This is a genomic window from Capillibacterium thermochitinicola (assembly GCF_013664685.1).
GTDB classification, from domain to species: Bacteria; Bacillota; UBA4882; order UBA10575; family UBA10575; genus Capillibacterium; species Capillibacterium thermochitinicola.
In genome coordinates this window covers 114,809-128,989 of the sequence record NZ_JAAKDE010000003.1, presented here as the reverse complement: position 1 = coordinate 128,989, position 14,181 = coordinate 114,809, and the positions used below count along the sequence as shown (strand labels likewise).

Below are 14,181 nucleotides of genomic sequence, written 5' to 3'. Positions count from 1 at the left end.
TGGCCGCATGAAAAAGACCGCCTTCAGGGGCGGTCTTTCGCTGTCGGGGGCGTTAGGCCCAACCGGCGAAAAAGGGCATTCCGCCGGTAGTCCCCGTAGCGCAGCGTGGCAACGGTGGCCAGGCCGAGCAAGATCAGCCCCGCCAGGCCGGCTTCCGGACCAAAGGCCCCGCCGGTCCACAAGGTTGGGCCGGTAATCTCCAACTGAAAAAAGGTGGGGAAGGCCAAACCGCTAACCCGGAAGCCGAAGAGGTTTTGCCAGAAGTTCCAGCTAAAATGGAGCGCCACCGGAAGATACAAGGTGCCGGTTTCGAGATAGGTGAGGGCAAAGAGAACCCCGGCGAGTAAAATGGCGAACAAACCGCCAAAATTAAGGTGCGGGTTGTTCAGGTGGGCGAGGCTGAAGAGAAAGGCGGAGAAAGCGATGGCCGGCGAAAGACCCCAGTGGGCGGTGAAGACCGGCAATTGGAGCCCGCGGTAGAACAATTCTTCAAAAAGGGCGGCCACAATAAAGGTGGGGGCGATCCAAAGCAGCTCGCTTGAGATCACAAACGGAGGAGCGGCAAAACGGACCCAGCCCAGCGCGAAGAAAGCCAGAAAAAGCAGGGCAAAAAGGGAAAACCCCAAGGCCAACCCGAAGCAAAGATCACGGCGCGCCCAAGCCGAAGGGGGGAAAAACCGCGGGAGCAAACGCTGGCGAAAGATGGCTTTTTCCGCCAAATTGAAGGCAACGAGGAGTGGGATCAGGCCCAGAAACAGGTGGAGAAAAAAGTTGAGGCGGACAACCTCCGCAGTTAGCACCTCCAATTTCCACGCCCAATTCAGCAGGGGACTGAGAAGGCGACCGAGAAATAAAAAAAGAATTTGGATGCAAAGATAAAAAGTATATACAACCCCGATCACCCAGAGCGGGTAAAAGAAGCGGCGAATTTTGAAGAGTTTCGTCTTCATTCTTCCCAAACCTCGCTTGCTGAATTTACTGGGGATCTTTTCGTGACAAAAAAGAGGAATCCTTTCCCTTGTAGAGAAGTTTTCTGCTGGACATAGTGATTGTAGGCCCGAGACTGAAGCTGGTGACGGAATGATCATGATCAAGACAGAAATAATTACGGTTAACCCGGAGGCGATTGACCAGGCGGCGTTGGCCCGGGCGGCGGCGGTTTTGCGCCGGGGCGGGCTGGTTGCTTTTCCCACTGAGACAGTATACGGTCTGGGTGCCGTTATTTATAACCGGGACGGTATAAAAAATATTTTTACCGTCAAAGGGCGACCGGGGGACAACCCGTTAATTGTGCACATTCACCAATGTGAACAGGTGACGGAGCTGGCCCGGGAAGTACCGGAGACAGCCAGGATCCTCGCCCGGCGGTTTTGGCCCGGCCCCCTCACCATGATCCTGCCGAAAAAAGAGGAGATCCCGACGGAAGTCAGCGCCGGTCTTCCGACGGTCGCCATCCGCCTGCCTGCCCACCCGGTAGCCCTGGAGCTGTTACGCCAGACCGGGCTGCCGGTGGCCGCCCCCAGTGCCAACATTTCCGGACGGCCCAGCCCGACCAGGGGCAGTCATGTCATCGCCGACCTCGAAGGTAAGGTCGACCTGATCATAGACGCCGGTCCCACCGGGGTGGGCGTGGAATCGACCGTTCTTGACCTGACCGGCCCCAAACTTCGGATCCTCCGGCCCGGAGGGGTCACCCGGGAGATGCTGGAAGCGATCTTCGGTCCGGAGATGGTTGAGGCCCCGTCTCAGATAAATTGCCGGCGGCCGCTGGCTCCCGGGATGAAATACCGTCATTATGCGCCCCAAGCACCCTTGCGCCTGTTGACCGGGGATGAGGATCAGGTCCGCCGTTTTCTGCAGCGGACCGCCGCTCAGGCCCAGTCCGCCGGGAAGCGGATTGGGATCATTGCTTACGACGAGGACCAAAGTCCGGCCTTGGCTGTGGCCGGGGTCACCTATTTATCCATGGGCCGGCGGGCCAACCCGGCCGAAGGAGCCGAACGGTTGTTTCATCTTCTCCGCCTTTGCGACCAGGCCGGAGTGGATGAAATCTATGCGGTCGCCCCGCCCCGGCAGGGGGTGGGGGAGGCGGTCTTTAACCGTCTGTATAAAGCAGCCGGAGGGAAAGTCGAGGAGATAAAATGAACAAAGCCCGTATACGCTGGGCATTCCTTTTCATCCTGCTCCTCCTTTTGGGGAGCAGCCCAGCGGTGCGCAACCAAGAAAAGGAGTTGCCAGTCGGGGAAATCTTGGAATACCAGGTTTTTCTCAAGGGGTTGCCCGTTGGCGAACAGACCCTCCGGATCGTAGGGGAAAAGGTCTACCAGGACCGGCCGGTGCTGGAGGTCCAGATGAGGATGAGGAGTTATCCCGCTTTTGCTTTCCTTTTCTCTTACGAGGAAGACAACCTACTATATCTGGACCCTGCAACGCGAACTCCGGTTTACCTGCGAAAAAACATTAATGAAAATGGCGACCGCCGGGAAGAAGAGTATCATTTTGGGGCGGAAACAGTCGAGAAACGGGTGGCGAACGTGGGGCAGGAACCGCGCGTCCGGCAATATGAGGCCAAGCACCCATTGCTTGAGAATCTCTCTCTGGTTTACTACCTCAGGCAGCGGCCCTGGCGGCGGGGGGAGAACCGGTTTTATTATTTAACCAACCGGGGGCCGCAGGCGGTCAGCTGTAAGCTTCAAGGAACGGAAAGGATCCGGGTCTTGTCCGGTCACCAGCAGGCGGAGGTTGTCTACGATCCCGTTTCCCAGGTCACCATCTGGTTTTCCCTTGACGAACCGGTTTATCCTTTACGGATCAAAGCCAACGGGAATGCGGGGGCGCTTACCGCCCGTTTGGTCAAGATCGGCTATGAACCGGGAGAATGACTGCGACGATGGTAAAGTTGAACAGGAGGAAAAAATGGTCCGGAACATACTCTTTGTTTGTACTGGGAACACCTGCCGCAGTCCGATGGCGGCGGCTTTGCTTCGTCAATTATTGAAAGAACGCGGTGGCAAATTCGAAAAGATTCGTGTTTCATCGGCCGGGCTTTACGCCTATCCCGGCGCACCGGCTTCGCCCGAAGCGGTTGAGACGATGCGCGGTTACGGCATTGATCTTTCCAGCCATTTGGCCCGGGAACTGGCCCGGGAAGAGCTGGCGGCGGCCGATTTAATTATGACCATGACGAACGCCCAGAAAGAACAGATCATTAAGATCTATCCGGGCGTCAAAGATCGTACTTTTGTCCTCAGAGAGTACATCAAAGCGAAAAGTCCGGCTGGGAAAGACCAATGGGACGTCCCGGACCCTTTCGGACAACCGCTGGCGGTTTATCAGCAGTGTGCTGCTGATCTGGAGAAGGATCTGCGGGCGCTCATCGACTTGTTGGCCGCCGAAGCAGAAGCGGAAGCGGGCGACGCCAGTCAGCAGAAAGGGGGGAAGAAAGTGCGGATTGCTTTGGGCGCCGATCATGCCGGTTTTCATTTGAAAGAGGAGATCGCCAAGTATTTGCAGACCAAGGGTTACGAATACAAAGACTTCGGCGTTTTCTCGACCGATAGGGTGGATTACCCTGATCAAGCTGCGATTGTGGCGAAGGCAGTGGCGAAAAAGGAGTTTGATCAGGGGATTCTTATATGTGGCACCGGAATTGGGGTCGCGATTGCGGCCAATAAAATCAAAGGCGTGCGCGCGGCGTTGTGCCATGATGTCTTTTCGGCACGTATGGCGCGGGCCCATAATGACAGTAATGTTTTGGCGATCGGGGCCCGGGTCATCGGACCGGGGTTGGCGCTGGCCATTGTCGAAGCCTACCTGAACGAAGAGTTTGCAGGAGGACGTCATCAGCAACGGATAGATAAAATAACGCGACTAGAAAACGAATAAGGAGGATTTACCGATGGGGTGCGTGCATTTAATCGACCATCCGTTAATTCAACATAAATTAAGCATTATTCGGGATGCGACGACCGGTCCGAAAGAGTTTCGCGAACTGGTTGAAGAGATTGCCACCCTCATGGCTTATGAGGTCACGCGGGACTTTCCCTTGGAGGAAGTGGAGATCCAGACGCCCATTGCCACCGCGAAAGCCAAGGTGATTGCGGGGAAAAAGATCGCGGTCGTCCCGATTCTCCGGGCCGGGCTGGTGATGGCCGACGGCATCATGAAACTGATTCCGGCGGCGAAGATGGGGCATATCGGTCTGTACCGCGACCCGAACACCCTGCAACCGGTGGAATATTACTGTAAATTACCGGCGGATCTCCAGGAGCGGGATATGATCGTGGTCGATCCGATGCTGGCCACCGGCGGTTCGGCCACCGCGGCCATTGATTTTCTGAAAAAACGGGGGACGAAAGGGATTAAACTGGTCTGTTTGATCGCCGCCCCGGAAGGAATCGCCCGCGTGCAGCAAGCCCATCCGGATGTGGAAATCTTTGTGGCGGCCATTGATGAGCGTTTGGACGACCACGGTTATATCATCCCCGGTTTGGGCGACGCCGGTGACCGGTTGTTCGGAACCAAATAAGCTGTGGGTAATTGGGCCACAGAGGGGGTGCAGGGGTTGCAATGGTCGGTGTTTGGTTGGAATCTGGCTTTGCTGACGGCGGTTGGCTTTGGCTTATCGTTTATTCTGACCGCCTTTTGGACGAAAAAAGGTAAAGCCTGGGGGCTGATGGATCTGCCGCGGGAACGGCGGGTCCATACCACGCCCCGCCCTTATACGGGGGGCCTGGCCATTTTTATTGCCTTCTACCTGACCCTTCTGCTCACCGGCGGTCTTACCTTCCCTTATTTGGGGTCGATCTGCGGAGGAGGCCTGGTCATCTTCCTGTTGGGGCTGGTTGATGACAAATATGATCTGTCATCAGGCCAGAAACTTGTCGTCCAGTTATTGGTGGCCGCCTTTATGGCCTGGGCGGGGGTCCGTATCGTTTACCTGACGAACCCCTTCGGCGAGATGGTGGCTTTAGGTTGGAAGAGTTATCCCTTGACGATCCTGTGGTTGGTCCTGACTATTAACGTGATCAACATCATCGACGGGCTGGACGGGTTGGCGGCCGGGATTACGGTAATTGCCGGTCTGAGTCTGCTCATCATCGGGCTCGGTCTTGGGCAGTCGGCCGCCGTATTTTTGTGTGCGATTTTAGTCGGTGTTTTGCTTGGTTTTCTCCCTTATAACTTCTATCCGGCCCGGATCTTTATGGGCAATTCCGGCGCTTACTTCTTGGGTTTTATCTTGGGCGTCATCTCCGTGATCGGGGCGTTAAAGATCCCGACTGCTTTAGCGCTGGTGATCCCTGTTTTCGCAATGGGCATCCCGTTTCTCGATACTTTTTGGGCGGTCTGGCGGCGCTGGCGGAATGGGGAACGGATTATGCGGGGTGACCGTTACCATATTCACCATCTATTGCTCACTTCCGGACTGGGAATGAAAAAAGCGGTCCTTGTGCTTTATGGTTTAAGTTTGCTTTCCGGACTGGCCTCCATCTTTCTCTCCCGGGCTACGCTCCGTCTGGGTTTCTTGATTGTCATGATCGGGACCGGCCTGATCTTTCTCTGTCTTTATGGCTTGATGGGTCTGCAGAGTGCCGCCCGGGAACAGGAAGAAGAGAAAAGGCGGTCTTGGTAATCGGGGGGTGATCGCGATCTGGCGGGAAATATCCATTACGACGCGTGCGGCGACGGATTTTCTTGAGGTCACCGGCGAGTTGGCGGCCGATCTGCAAAAATCCGGGGTAAAAACAGGGATGGGGACCGTTTTTGTCCCTCATACGACAGCGGGGATCATGCTGAACGAGAACGCCGATCCGGACGTGCTTTACGACTTAAAGCAAGCGTTGGACAAAATTTTTCCCCACTCCTTAAATGTGGCCCACAGTGAAGGTAACTCGGCCGCCCACTTAAAAGCAGCTTTGGTTGGCTCGTCGGTCACTTTGCCGGTCGAAGACGGCCGGTTAAAACTGGGGACGTGGCAAGGTGTTTATTTCTGCGAATTTGATGGTCCCCGCAGACGTAAGCTATGGGTTAGATGGGAAGGGAAATAAAACGGGGTGATTGCGGATGCCCGCTTGGTACCAGCGAAACGTAATCGAGACCGCCGCCGAACTGGAGACCGATTTAACGGCGGGATTAACCCAGAGCGCCGTGGCGGCCCGGCTGGAGAAGAACGGCCCGAACGAACTGCAGAAACAGCCGGGGCCGTCGGTTTGGCAAAAGATCCTCGCACAACTTAAGGACTTCTTAATCCTGCTCTTGCTCGGAGCGGCGGTTATTTCCCTGTTTTTAGGAGAAACCAGTGACGCCGTTGTTATTTTTTTTGGTCGTCATCCTTAATACGGCCCTTGGGGTGGTGCAGGAATTAAAAGCCGAAAAAGCCCTGTCCGCTTTGGAGGAACTCACCGCGCCGCTGGCCAAGGTCCACCGGGACGGGCAAACACGGGAGGTGGCCGCCAAGGAGCTGGTACCCGGGGATCTGATCCTCCTGGAAGCGGGGGACTTTGTCCCTGCCGACGCCCGGTTGGTGACGGCCGAAAGTTTGCAGGTGAACGAAGCGGCACTGACCGGTGAGTCGGTGCCGGTGACCAAGGACGCGGAGTTTACGGCGGCGGAGGACCTCCCGTTGGGGGACCAGAAGAATATGGTCTTTAAAGGGACCATTGTAACCTTTGGCCGCGGGCGGGCGCTGGTGACCGGGACCGGGATGAACACCGAACTGGGACGGATTGCCGGGCTGCTGCAGAGCGGGCCGGAGGAGAAAACGCCGCTCCAGAAGCGTTTGGACAGTTTTGGGAAACAGGTCGGGCTCCTGGCGGTCGGCATCTGCCTCTTCATTTTCCTCGTAGGACTGCTCCGGGGGAACCGTTTCTACGAAATGTTTTTGGTCGCCGTCAGTCTGGCGGTGGCGGCGATTCCTGAAGGTTTACCGGCGATCATTACCATTGTCTTGGCCCTGGGGGTACAGCGGATGGCCGGGCAGAAGGCGATTATCCGGCGGCTGCCGGCGGTGGAGACTTTGGGTTCGGCCACGGTGATCTGCTCCGATAAAACGGGAACCCTCACCCAGAACGCCATGACGGTCCGGCGGATTGTGACCATGACGGCAGACTATGAGGTAACGGGGGAAGGGCTCAAGGCGGAGGGCGAATTCCGGCGGGACGGGACGGCGGTGGCCGTTGAAGAGCAACCCCTGCTGGACTTGATGCTGAAGATCGGGGCCCTCTGTAATGACGCCGAATTTTTGCCGGAGGAGGCCAAAATTGTGGGTGACCCGACCGAAGGTGCGTTGGTGGTGGCGGCCGCCAAGGCGGGCTTGTCCCGGCATAAACTCCAGACGGCTTATCCCCGGCAACGGGAGTATCCCTTTGATTCCGTGCGGAAACGGATGAGCACGGTCCACCAGGGAAATCTCGCCCCGCGTTGGCTGGGGGAAGGCGAAGACCGCCGCTGGCTCCTGGTGAAAGGGGCACCCGATCTGGTTCTGGAGCAATGCCAATGGTGGCTGGGGGAGGACGGGCCGCAGGAATTAACTGCCGAGCGTAAAGCGGAGCTTTTGAAGGTGAACCACCAACTGGCCACCGAAGCGTTGCGGGTTTTGGCTTTTGCGTTCCGTCCGGATCCACCGTCCGGTTCCGTTCCGGTGGAAGAGGCGGAGAAGGATCTGATCTTTGTTGGCTTTATGGGGATGATTGATCCGCCCCGTCCCGAGGCGAAAGAGGCCCTCCGGGTCTGCCAAGAAGCCGGGATCGCGGTCAAGATGATTACCGGGGACCACCGGGATACGGCGGTTGCCATTGCCCAGCAGTTGGGTTTGGCCGGACCGGGAGATCCGGTCCTGGTCGGGGCCGAACTGGAGACGCTGGACGGGGAGGAACTGGCCAAGCAAGTGGCACGGGTCAGTGTCTTTGCCCGGGTTGCTCCGGAGCATAAAGTCCGGATTGTCGACGCCCTAAAACAGAACGGGGCGATTGTGGCCATGACCGGGGATGGGGTTAATGACGCCCCGGCGCTGAAGAAGGCGGACATTGGTGCCGCCATGGGCCAGACCGGAACCGATGTGGCGAAAGAAGCGGCGGACATGGTCTTGGCCGATGATAACTTTGCCACCATCGTCCGGGCGGTGCAAGAAGGCCGGGTCATCTTTGAAAACATAAAAAAGACCGTCTATTTTCTCCTCTCCTGTAATTTGGGGGAGATTATCACCATCTTTACGGCCATTCTGTTGGGGTGGCCGGTTCCCTTGTATCCCATCCAAATCCTCTGGGTCAACCTGGTTACCGATTCGTTACCCGCGTTGGCGCTGGGGGTTGACCCGCCGGAGGGGGACATCATGAAAAAGCCGCCCATCTACCCGGAACAAGGGATTTTTGACCGTAAAAGCCGGCGGCTGCTCATCTTGTTCGGTCTCTTTATCGCCGGGGTGACTCTGACCGCTTTCCGGATCGGGTTAAGGGAGACAGTCCCGAAGGCTGAGACGATGGCCTTTGCCACTTTGGGCCTTTGCCAGCTGGTTCACGCCTATAATTTCCGTTCGCTCACCGCCAGCCTGTGGCGGCGGGGCCCCTTCCAAAACAAACAGCTCCTCTGGGCTTCCGTCGGGTCCACTTTCATGCACTTGATCGTCTTCTTCACCCCCTGGCTGCGGGGGATCTTCCGGACCGAACTTTTACCCTTGAGCGACTGGTTGGTTGTTTTCGGGTTGGCTGTGACCCCGCTTCTTTTGGGCGAGTTTCTGAAGTTGGTGACGAAGGAGCGTTCGAGCACGGTTTAAGTGAGAGGCGAATGGTATCCATGCCTAGTAATTCAAGTCAGCGGAAAATACCATTGGACATCGGCTGACTATATGCGGGCAAAGGCATCGTTCAATGAGCGGCGCGGGAAAGAATTGCGGGTGGTGCTCGATACATTAAGGTTTTGTAAAGAGGGATGACGATGGAAAAAGAAGCCTGGGTTGTCGATGTGAGCGAAAAAGAAGTCCGTTTGCGGTATATCCGCCATTCGGCCTGCCAGCAGTGTGGGGCATGTCTGGTTTTAGGAAACAGCCTTGGTGAACAGGAGCTTGTCCTTCCCAGGGACCAGTTGGCTTTGGCGAAAGGCGACCGGGTCGTGATCGGGTTGAAGGAAAACTCCGTTCTTAAAGCCAGTTTTTTGGTTTATGTCCTGCCGCTCTTCTTTTTTCTCCTGGGGTATTTGGGTGGAGCCCAGCTGGGTGGCCTCCTGATAGGCGAGGCATGGGCGGAAACAGGCGGGCTGCTGGGCGGGGGTTTGGGTCTGGTCCTCACTTATGGCGGGCTCAACCTTTACGACCGGCGACTGCAGAAGGCAGGCCGTTACCAGCCGTATATCGCGCGGGTACTCGAGCGTGCGCACCCGGAGTAAGCCCGGCTCTACATCGAGTAGCTGGCCTGGGAGAGATAGGTGGCCAGCACCTCGGCGAAGAGTTCAAGAGAGTAAGTGACCTCCTCCCAGGTTGATTTATCGTCGCCGAACTCGACGATGATGGACTGGGGATGGAGATGCTGGTTATAGCGGGCTTCGGCGAGAATCACCCCGTGGGCCAAATTGGGATAGAGGAGGTCCATCACCTCCAAGAGGGAATTGGCAAAATGGTGATTCTTTTCCCAGTTGGGATGGGGCAGTCCCAACCGATCGGAACCGACGACGAGGATAATCTTGGCGGCGGTTTTTCCTTTAATAGGGACTTTATGGTTGAGCCCGGGGGTAGCATCCCGGTGGAGATCGAGTACCACTTCCACCTGGGGATGTTCGGCCAGAAGTTTCTGGACGGTTTCGGCCGACCGTTGGTAGGCATCGCGGAAGGGATAATAATCGTGGATGTTATCGCAGTGTAAGGTTTTAATTCCGTATTTATCCTCGAGGAGTTTGGCAAGGAAGGCGCCGGCCTGCACAATGTCCCCGCGGTTGTTGTGGTTGTGGGTCCGGCCACTAACGGGTACATAAGATTCGGATGTATGAGTATGGTAGATGAGAATCCGCGTCGGTTCAACCCGTGGCGGCTGAACGGGCGGCGTGGTTGGTGCCGGACGGGTTGGCGGCAGGGGTGCCGGGCGCTGGGTGTTCGGCTCCGGTACCGGCCGGTGGGTGGCGGCATTACGGAGGGTATAGGTTTTTGCCATTTCTGTCCGGGCGAGCAAAGGAAATTGGGCCTTGAACATCTCCCGCGGGGACGGGTTCCGGATGTTGACCAGAAAGCGCAGGATCAGATCGGCGGTTTTAGTGTCAAGAATAAAATCCGGATCGTCCTCGAAACGGTAACGTTTAAAGCCGGGGATTACCTGCGAAAAAAACTTGCGCCCGACCTGGGAATCCAGATGGTAGAGGCGTTTTAGATAGGTAAGGGGATAAGAAGAACCTTGTTGTCGCTCAAGGTCGACCAGATAAAATCCGATCGCAATGAAAAAGGTGAAGAAAGTCAGACCGATTACTAAGAGGTAACGGAAGTGCTCCGGCGGCAATTGTTTGCGCGGGAGTGTATCCATCGGTTACCGGCCCCCTGTTCTTTAAACGCGGTGTTGTTCTGCGTTGACTTGTGATTTATTGTAGAATTATATGCCCAAGGTTGGTATTTTAAGACAGCGGTTTCAAGGGCTTTATAAGGCTTTACATACAAGAGGAGGAGGAAAGTCCGGCTTAACGTCGAAGGGGAGTATATTAAAAAAAGGGGGGAATCCCGTGCGACAACGCCGCGTACCAGATGTAGTCGTTAACCGTTTACCTCTATATTTACGGGTTTTGTCCGAGATTGATGTGGATCATGCACCGATCATTTCCTCCTACGAATTGGGTGAAAGGACGGGGATTACCCCGGGACAGATCCGGAAAGATCTAAGCATGTTCGGCGTTTTTGGGAAACAGGGCGTGGGTTATGATGTAAGCATTTTACGCGGTGAGCTGCGCCGTATTCTCAAGCTGAATCGCATTGTCAATGTCGGGCTGGTCGGCGTGGGGAATCTGGGACAAGCCTTTCTCCGGTATGGTGCCGACCGCCAAAGGGAGATTCTCAGCCGGGAAGGATTAAGAATGAGAGCCGCCTTTGACCAGGACGAGCGGAAAATCGGGCGGCGGATTGCCGTGGTGGAGGTTTATCCGGTTGCACGGATGCCGGAACTCATCAAGAAACTTGATTTGAAAATTATGATCCTGACTGTTCCCGCCGGGGCGGCCCAGGAAATCCTGGACCGTTGTGTGGCCAGCGGGGTTAAGGCTTTTCTTAATTTTGCCCCGGTTAAACTGACCGTGCCCGCGGGGGTTCGGGTCCACCATGCGGATTTCACTTTGCAGTTGGAATCTTTGGCTTATTATAGTAGAGAATGGGAAGGCAATGAAGAACAGACAAACATCGAGTCGGGAACAGATTAAAACCATTACGAAAATCAGCGCCTACATTGCCCTGGGGGTCACCCTTAACCTCCTGGAGAGTTTTTTGGTGCCCCTCGGTCTTGTGGTCCCGATTCCGGGAGCCCGGATCGGATTGGCGAACGTGGTGACGTTGGTGGTTCTCGTGACGGAAAGCCAACGGATGTTATGGGGGGTGACCGGCGGGCGGATCGTCCTGGCGGCGCTATTGACCGGGACTTTGTTTTCGGTACCTTTTGCTTTAAGTGTCGGGGGGAGTATTGCCGCTCTGTTGGTGATGGGGTTATTCTGGCGGTTTCTGCCGCGGGTCTTCAGTCTAAACGGAATTAGCGTGCTCGGGGCTGTTGCCCACAACTGTGGACAGCTCTTCACTTTGTATCTGCTTGTTCCCGGAACCAGGATCTTTTATTTGCTGCCATGGGCTTTGCTTTTGGCGCTGCCCTCCGGTTGGCTGACCGGCTATTTAGCCCAACGGATCCTCGAACGGCAGCCGTGGGCGGGGGAAGGGGGGGACAACCGTGACCGAAATTGAAGGGATTGTGGAACGGATTACTTTTCATAATGAGAAAAATGGGTATACGGTGGCCCGGTTTAAAACCGCAAAGGAGCAACTGACGATCGTTGGTGTTCTCCCCAATATCAGTACCGGTGAAAGTCTGCGCCTGGGCGGGGAGTGGACGGTCCATCCCACCTACGGACGGCAGTTTAAGGTGGAAACCTTTGAGGTCCTCCCGCCGGTGACGGTGGAAGGGATCGAGCGGTACCTGGGATCGGGTTTGATTAAGGGGATCGGCCCGGTGACCGCCAAGAAAATCGTGGAGACTTTCGGCCTGGAGACGCTGAAAGTAATCGACGAAAAGCCGGAACGCCTTAAGGAAGTGGAAGGAATCGGGCCGCAAAAAGCGGAGAAGATCCGGGCTGCTCTGGCCGAGCAGAAAGAGATCCAGCGAATGATGGTTTTTTTACGGGGGATTGGGATTACGCCCGTTTTGGCGACGAAGATCTACCGCCGTTATGGGGAGCAGGCTGCGGCGGTGATCCGGGAAAATCCTTACCGGTTGGCCGATGAACTTTTTGGGGTTGGCTTTAAAACCGCCGACCACATTGCCGGCCTCCTGGGACGGAAGGACCCGGTCGCTTTGGAACGGGTGCGGGCCGGGGTGCTCTATTTTCTCCGGAAGGAGACCGAAGACGGCCATGTCTATGTGCCGCTCGCCGAGTTTGTGACCTCCGTCAGCAAGGAGCTGGCGGCTCCGGAAGAGGTGGTACAGCGGGCAATCAATGATTTAGTGGAAGAGAAAGCGGTCTTTGTGGAAGCGAACCGGCTTTATTTAGCCTCTTTCTACTGGTGTGAACGGAAGGCGGCCGAAAAACTCCTGTTGCTTTTAAAAGAGCGGCCGGCCGAACGGCCGCTCCTTTTTCCCGCGGAAGAACTCAGCACGCTCACTTTCGAACAGCGGTTAGCCGTGGAGAAAGCCTTGCAGGAAGGCGTTTTAATGATTACCGGCGGACCGGGAACCGGGAAGACGACCACGATCCGCAGTTTGATCCGCTTGTGCCAATTAAGAGGAGAGAAAGCCTTGCTCGCGGCCCCCACCGGACGAGCGGCGAAAAGACTGAAGGAAGCCACCGGGGAAGAGGCCAAGACCATCCACCGGTTGCTGGAGTTTGGCTACACGCCGGGGAGCGGTTTAAGCTATGGGCGGAACGAAGAGCGTCCGCTGGAGGCGGATATCGTTATCATCGACGAGGTCTCCATGGTTGATCTGCCGCTTTTCTACCAATTATTAAAAGCGCTGACCCCCGGGACCCGGCTGGTTTTGGTCGGGGACCAGGACCAATTGCCCTCGGTGGGACCGGGCTCGGTGCTCCGGGATTTAATCGCCTCGGGAGTGATCCCTCTGGTCCGCCTGCAGACCATCTTCCGGCAGGCGAAAGAGAGTAAGATTGTGACCAACGCCCACCGGATCAATGCGGGTAAAATGCCGACTTTTGAAGGGGCATCCGACTTCTTCTTTGTCCATGCGCCCGCCCCGGAGCAGATTGTGGACGAGATTATCCGCTTGGTGACGGTGCGGCTTCCCCGCTATTTAAAGTGCGATCCGATCGAGGATATTCAGGTCCTTTCTCCGATGCGCCGGACCGTAACCGGGGTGGACAACCTCAATACCCTTCTCCAACAAGCTTTAAACCCGGGTGGTGGTGCGACGGCCGAGGTGCGTTTCGGGGAACGCGTCTTTCGCCGCCGGGACAAAGTAATGCAGATCCGGAACAATTACGGGAAGATGGTCTTCAACGGCGATCTGGGGCAGATCGTCCAGATCGATCCGGAAGAGCAGGTCGTGACCGTGGCGTTCGCTGATGAACAGGAAGAACGGCTGGTCAATTACGGTTATGAGGAACTGGACGAGTTGGTTTTGGCTTATGCCATCTCCGTCCATAAGAGCCAGGGTAGTGAGTACCCGGTGGTCATTATGCCGCTCACGACCCAACATTATATTTTACTGCAACGGAATTTATTGTACACCGGGATCACGCGGGCCAAAAAAATGGTGGTTCTGGTTGGGACGAAAAAGGCGTTGGCGATTGCCGTGCAGAATAACAGGATTGAAGACCGTTATTCCTGGTTGGCGCCGACCATTACCGACCTGGCGGCGAAGATCGGGCCGGCGGATAATGCTAAGAATAACATTTAGACTTGCGTTATAAATGCGGCAAATAGCATCATTTCATTCACCAATAGTGGTAAATTGAGCAAGACATTTTCACAACGGCCGGGGAGCAAAAGGCGGAGGGAAGCACGGT

General features: G+C 56.2%; 14 protein-coding genes. 12 read left to right on the top strand and 2 right to left on the bottom strand.

What is annotated here, in order from left to right; all coding sequences use genetic code 11:
* Window positions 1-23 precede the first annotated feature (23 nt).
* Window positions 24-950 carry a CPBP family intramembrane glutamic endopeptidase gene (locus G5B42_RS02075; RefSeq protein ID WP_181338789.1) on the bottom strand — a complete coding sequence of 309 codons (927 nt, stop codon included), beginning with the start codon at window positions 948-950 and terminating at the stop codon, window positions 24-26.
* A 130-nt stretch (window positions 951-1,080) separates the two neighbouring features.
* Between G5B42_RS02075 and G5B42_RS02070 the strand changes: the two genes are divergently transcribed.
* The 9 genes from G5B42_RS02070 to G5B42_RS02035 all read left to right on the top strand — a co-directional run bounded on the left by G5B42_RS02070 (window position 1,081) and on the right by G5B42_RS02035 (window position 9,378).
* Window positions 1,081-2,145, top strand: coding sequence for an L-threonylcarbamoyladenylate synthase (locus tag G5B42_RS02070; protein ID WP_231133151.1), 1,065 nt, complete (start codon window positions 1,081-1,083; stop codon window positions 2,143-2,145).
* Window positions 2,142-2,882, top strand: a complete 741-nt coding sequence (locus G5B42_RS02065) for a DUF3108 domain-containing protein (RefSeq protein ID WP_181338788.1) — start codon at window positions 2,142-2,144, stop codon at window positions 2,880-2,882. Before G5B42_RS02070 ends, G5B42_RS02065 begins: the two co-directional genes overlap by 4 nt.
* On the top strand, window positions 2,866-3,885 hold the full coding sequence (gene rpiB / locus G5B42_RS02060; protein ID WP_231133150.1) for a ribose 5-phosphate isomerase B: 1,020 nt from the start codon (window positions 2,866-2,868) through the stop codon (window positions 3,883-3,885). The genes G5B42_RS02065 and rpiB overlap by 17 nt, the downstream gene beginning before the upstream one ends.
* Before the next feature lie 13 nt (window positions 3,886-3,898).
* Entirely contained in the window at window positions 3,899-4,528 is a 630-nt protein-coding gene (gene upp, locus G5B42_RS02055; protein WP_181338786.1) for a uracil phosphoribosyltransferase, read from the top strand.
* A gap of 36 nt (window positions 4,529-4,564) precedes the next feature.
* On the top strand, window positions 4,565-5,632 hold the full coding sequence (locus tag G5B42_RS02050) for a glycosyltransferase family 4 protein (protein ID WP_181338785.1): 1,068 nt from the start codon (window positions 4,565-4,567) through the stop codon (window positions 5,630-5,632).
* Between the two features lie 16 nt (window positions 5,633-5,648).
* Window positions 5,649-6,047 (top strand): secondary thiamine-phosphate synthase enzyme YjbQ, encoded by a 399-nt coding sequence (locus G5B42_RS02045; protein ID WP_181338816.1) that lies wholly within the window; start codon window positions 5,649-5,651, stop codon window positions 6,045-6,047.
* Between the two features lie 16 nt (window positions 6,048-6,063).
* The gene (locus tag G5B42_RS11760; RefSeq protein ID WP_231133149.1) at window positions 6,064-6,336 is read left to right on the top strand and encodes a cation-transporting P-type ATPase; all 273 of its coding nucleotides are present in this window, start codon (window positions 6,064-6,066) and stop codon (window positions 6,334-6,336) included.
* Window positions 6,299-8,770: a cation-translocating P-type ATPase gene (locus G5B42_RS02040; RefSeq protein ID WP_331274015.1), complete on the top strand. Its 2,472-nt coding sequence runs from the start codon at window positions 6,299-6,301 to the stop codon at window positions 8,768-8,770. Before G5B42_RS11760 ends, G5B42_RS02040 begins: the two co-directional genes overlap by 38 nt.
* A gap of 161 nt (window positions 8,771-8,931) precedes the next feature.
* Window positions 8,932-9,378 (top strand): SoxR reducing system RseC family protein, encoded by a 447-nt coding sequence (locus G5B42_RS02035; RefSeq protein ID WP_181338784.1) that lies wholly within the window; start codon window positions 8,932-8,934, stop codon window positions 9,376-9,378.
* An 8-nt stretch (window positions 9,379-9,386) separates the two neighbouring features.
* Here the strand turns inward: G5B42_RS02035 and spoIIP are convergent, their stop codons facing one another.
* On the bottom strand, window positions 9,387-10,499 hold the full coding sequence (gene spoIIP / locus G5B42_RS02030; protein ID WP_181338783.1) for a stage II sporulation protein P: 1,113 nt from the start codon (window positions 10,497-10,499) through the stop codon (window positions 9,387-9,389).
* 193 nt (window positions 10,500-10,692) lie between these two features.
* Between spoIIP and G5B42_RS02025 the strand changes: the two genes are divergently transcribed.
* Genes G5B42_RS02025 through recD2 form a run of 3 tightly spaced genes read left to right on the top strand, consistent with a single transcriptional unit; the run spans window position 10,693 to window position 14,072 of the window.
* Window positions 10,693-11,379, top strand: coding sequence for a redox-sensing transcriptional repressor Rex (locus G5B42_RS02025; RefSeq protein ID WP_181338782.1), 687 nt, complete (start codon window positions 10,693-10,695; stop codon window positions 11,377-11,379).
* Window positions 11,342-11,908, top strand: coding sequence for a Gx transporter family protein (locus G5B42_RS02020; protein ID WP_181338781.1), 567 nt, complete (start codon window positions 11,342-11,344; stop codon window positions 11,906-11,908). Before G5B42_RS02025 ends, G5B42_RS02020 begins: the two co-directional genes overlap by 38 nt.
* Window positions 11,895-14,072: an SF1B family DNA helicase RecD2 gene (gene recD2, locus G5B42_RS02015; protein ID WP_181338780.1), complete on the top strand. Its 2,178-nt coding sequence runs from the start codon at window positions 11,895-11,897 to the stop codon at window positions 14,070-14,072. The genes G5B42_RS02020 and recD2 overlap by 14 nt, the downstream gene beginning before the upstream one ends.
* Window positions 14,073-14,181 lie beyond the last annotated feature (109 nt).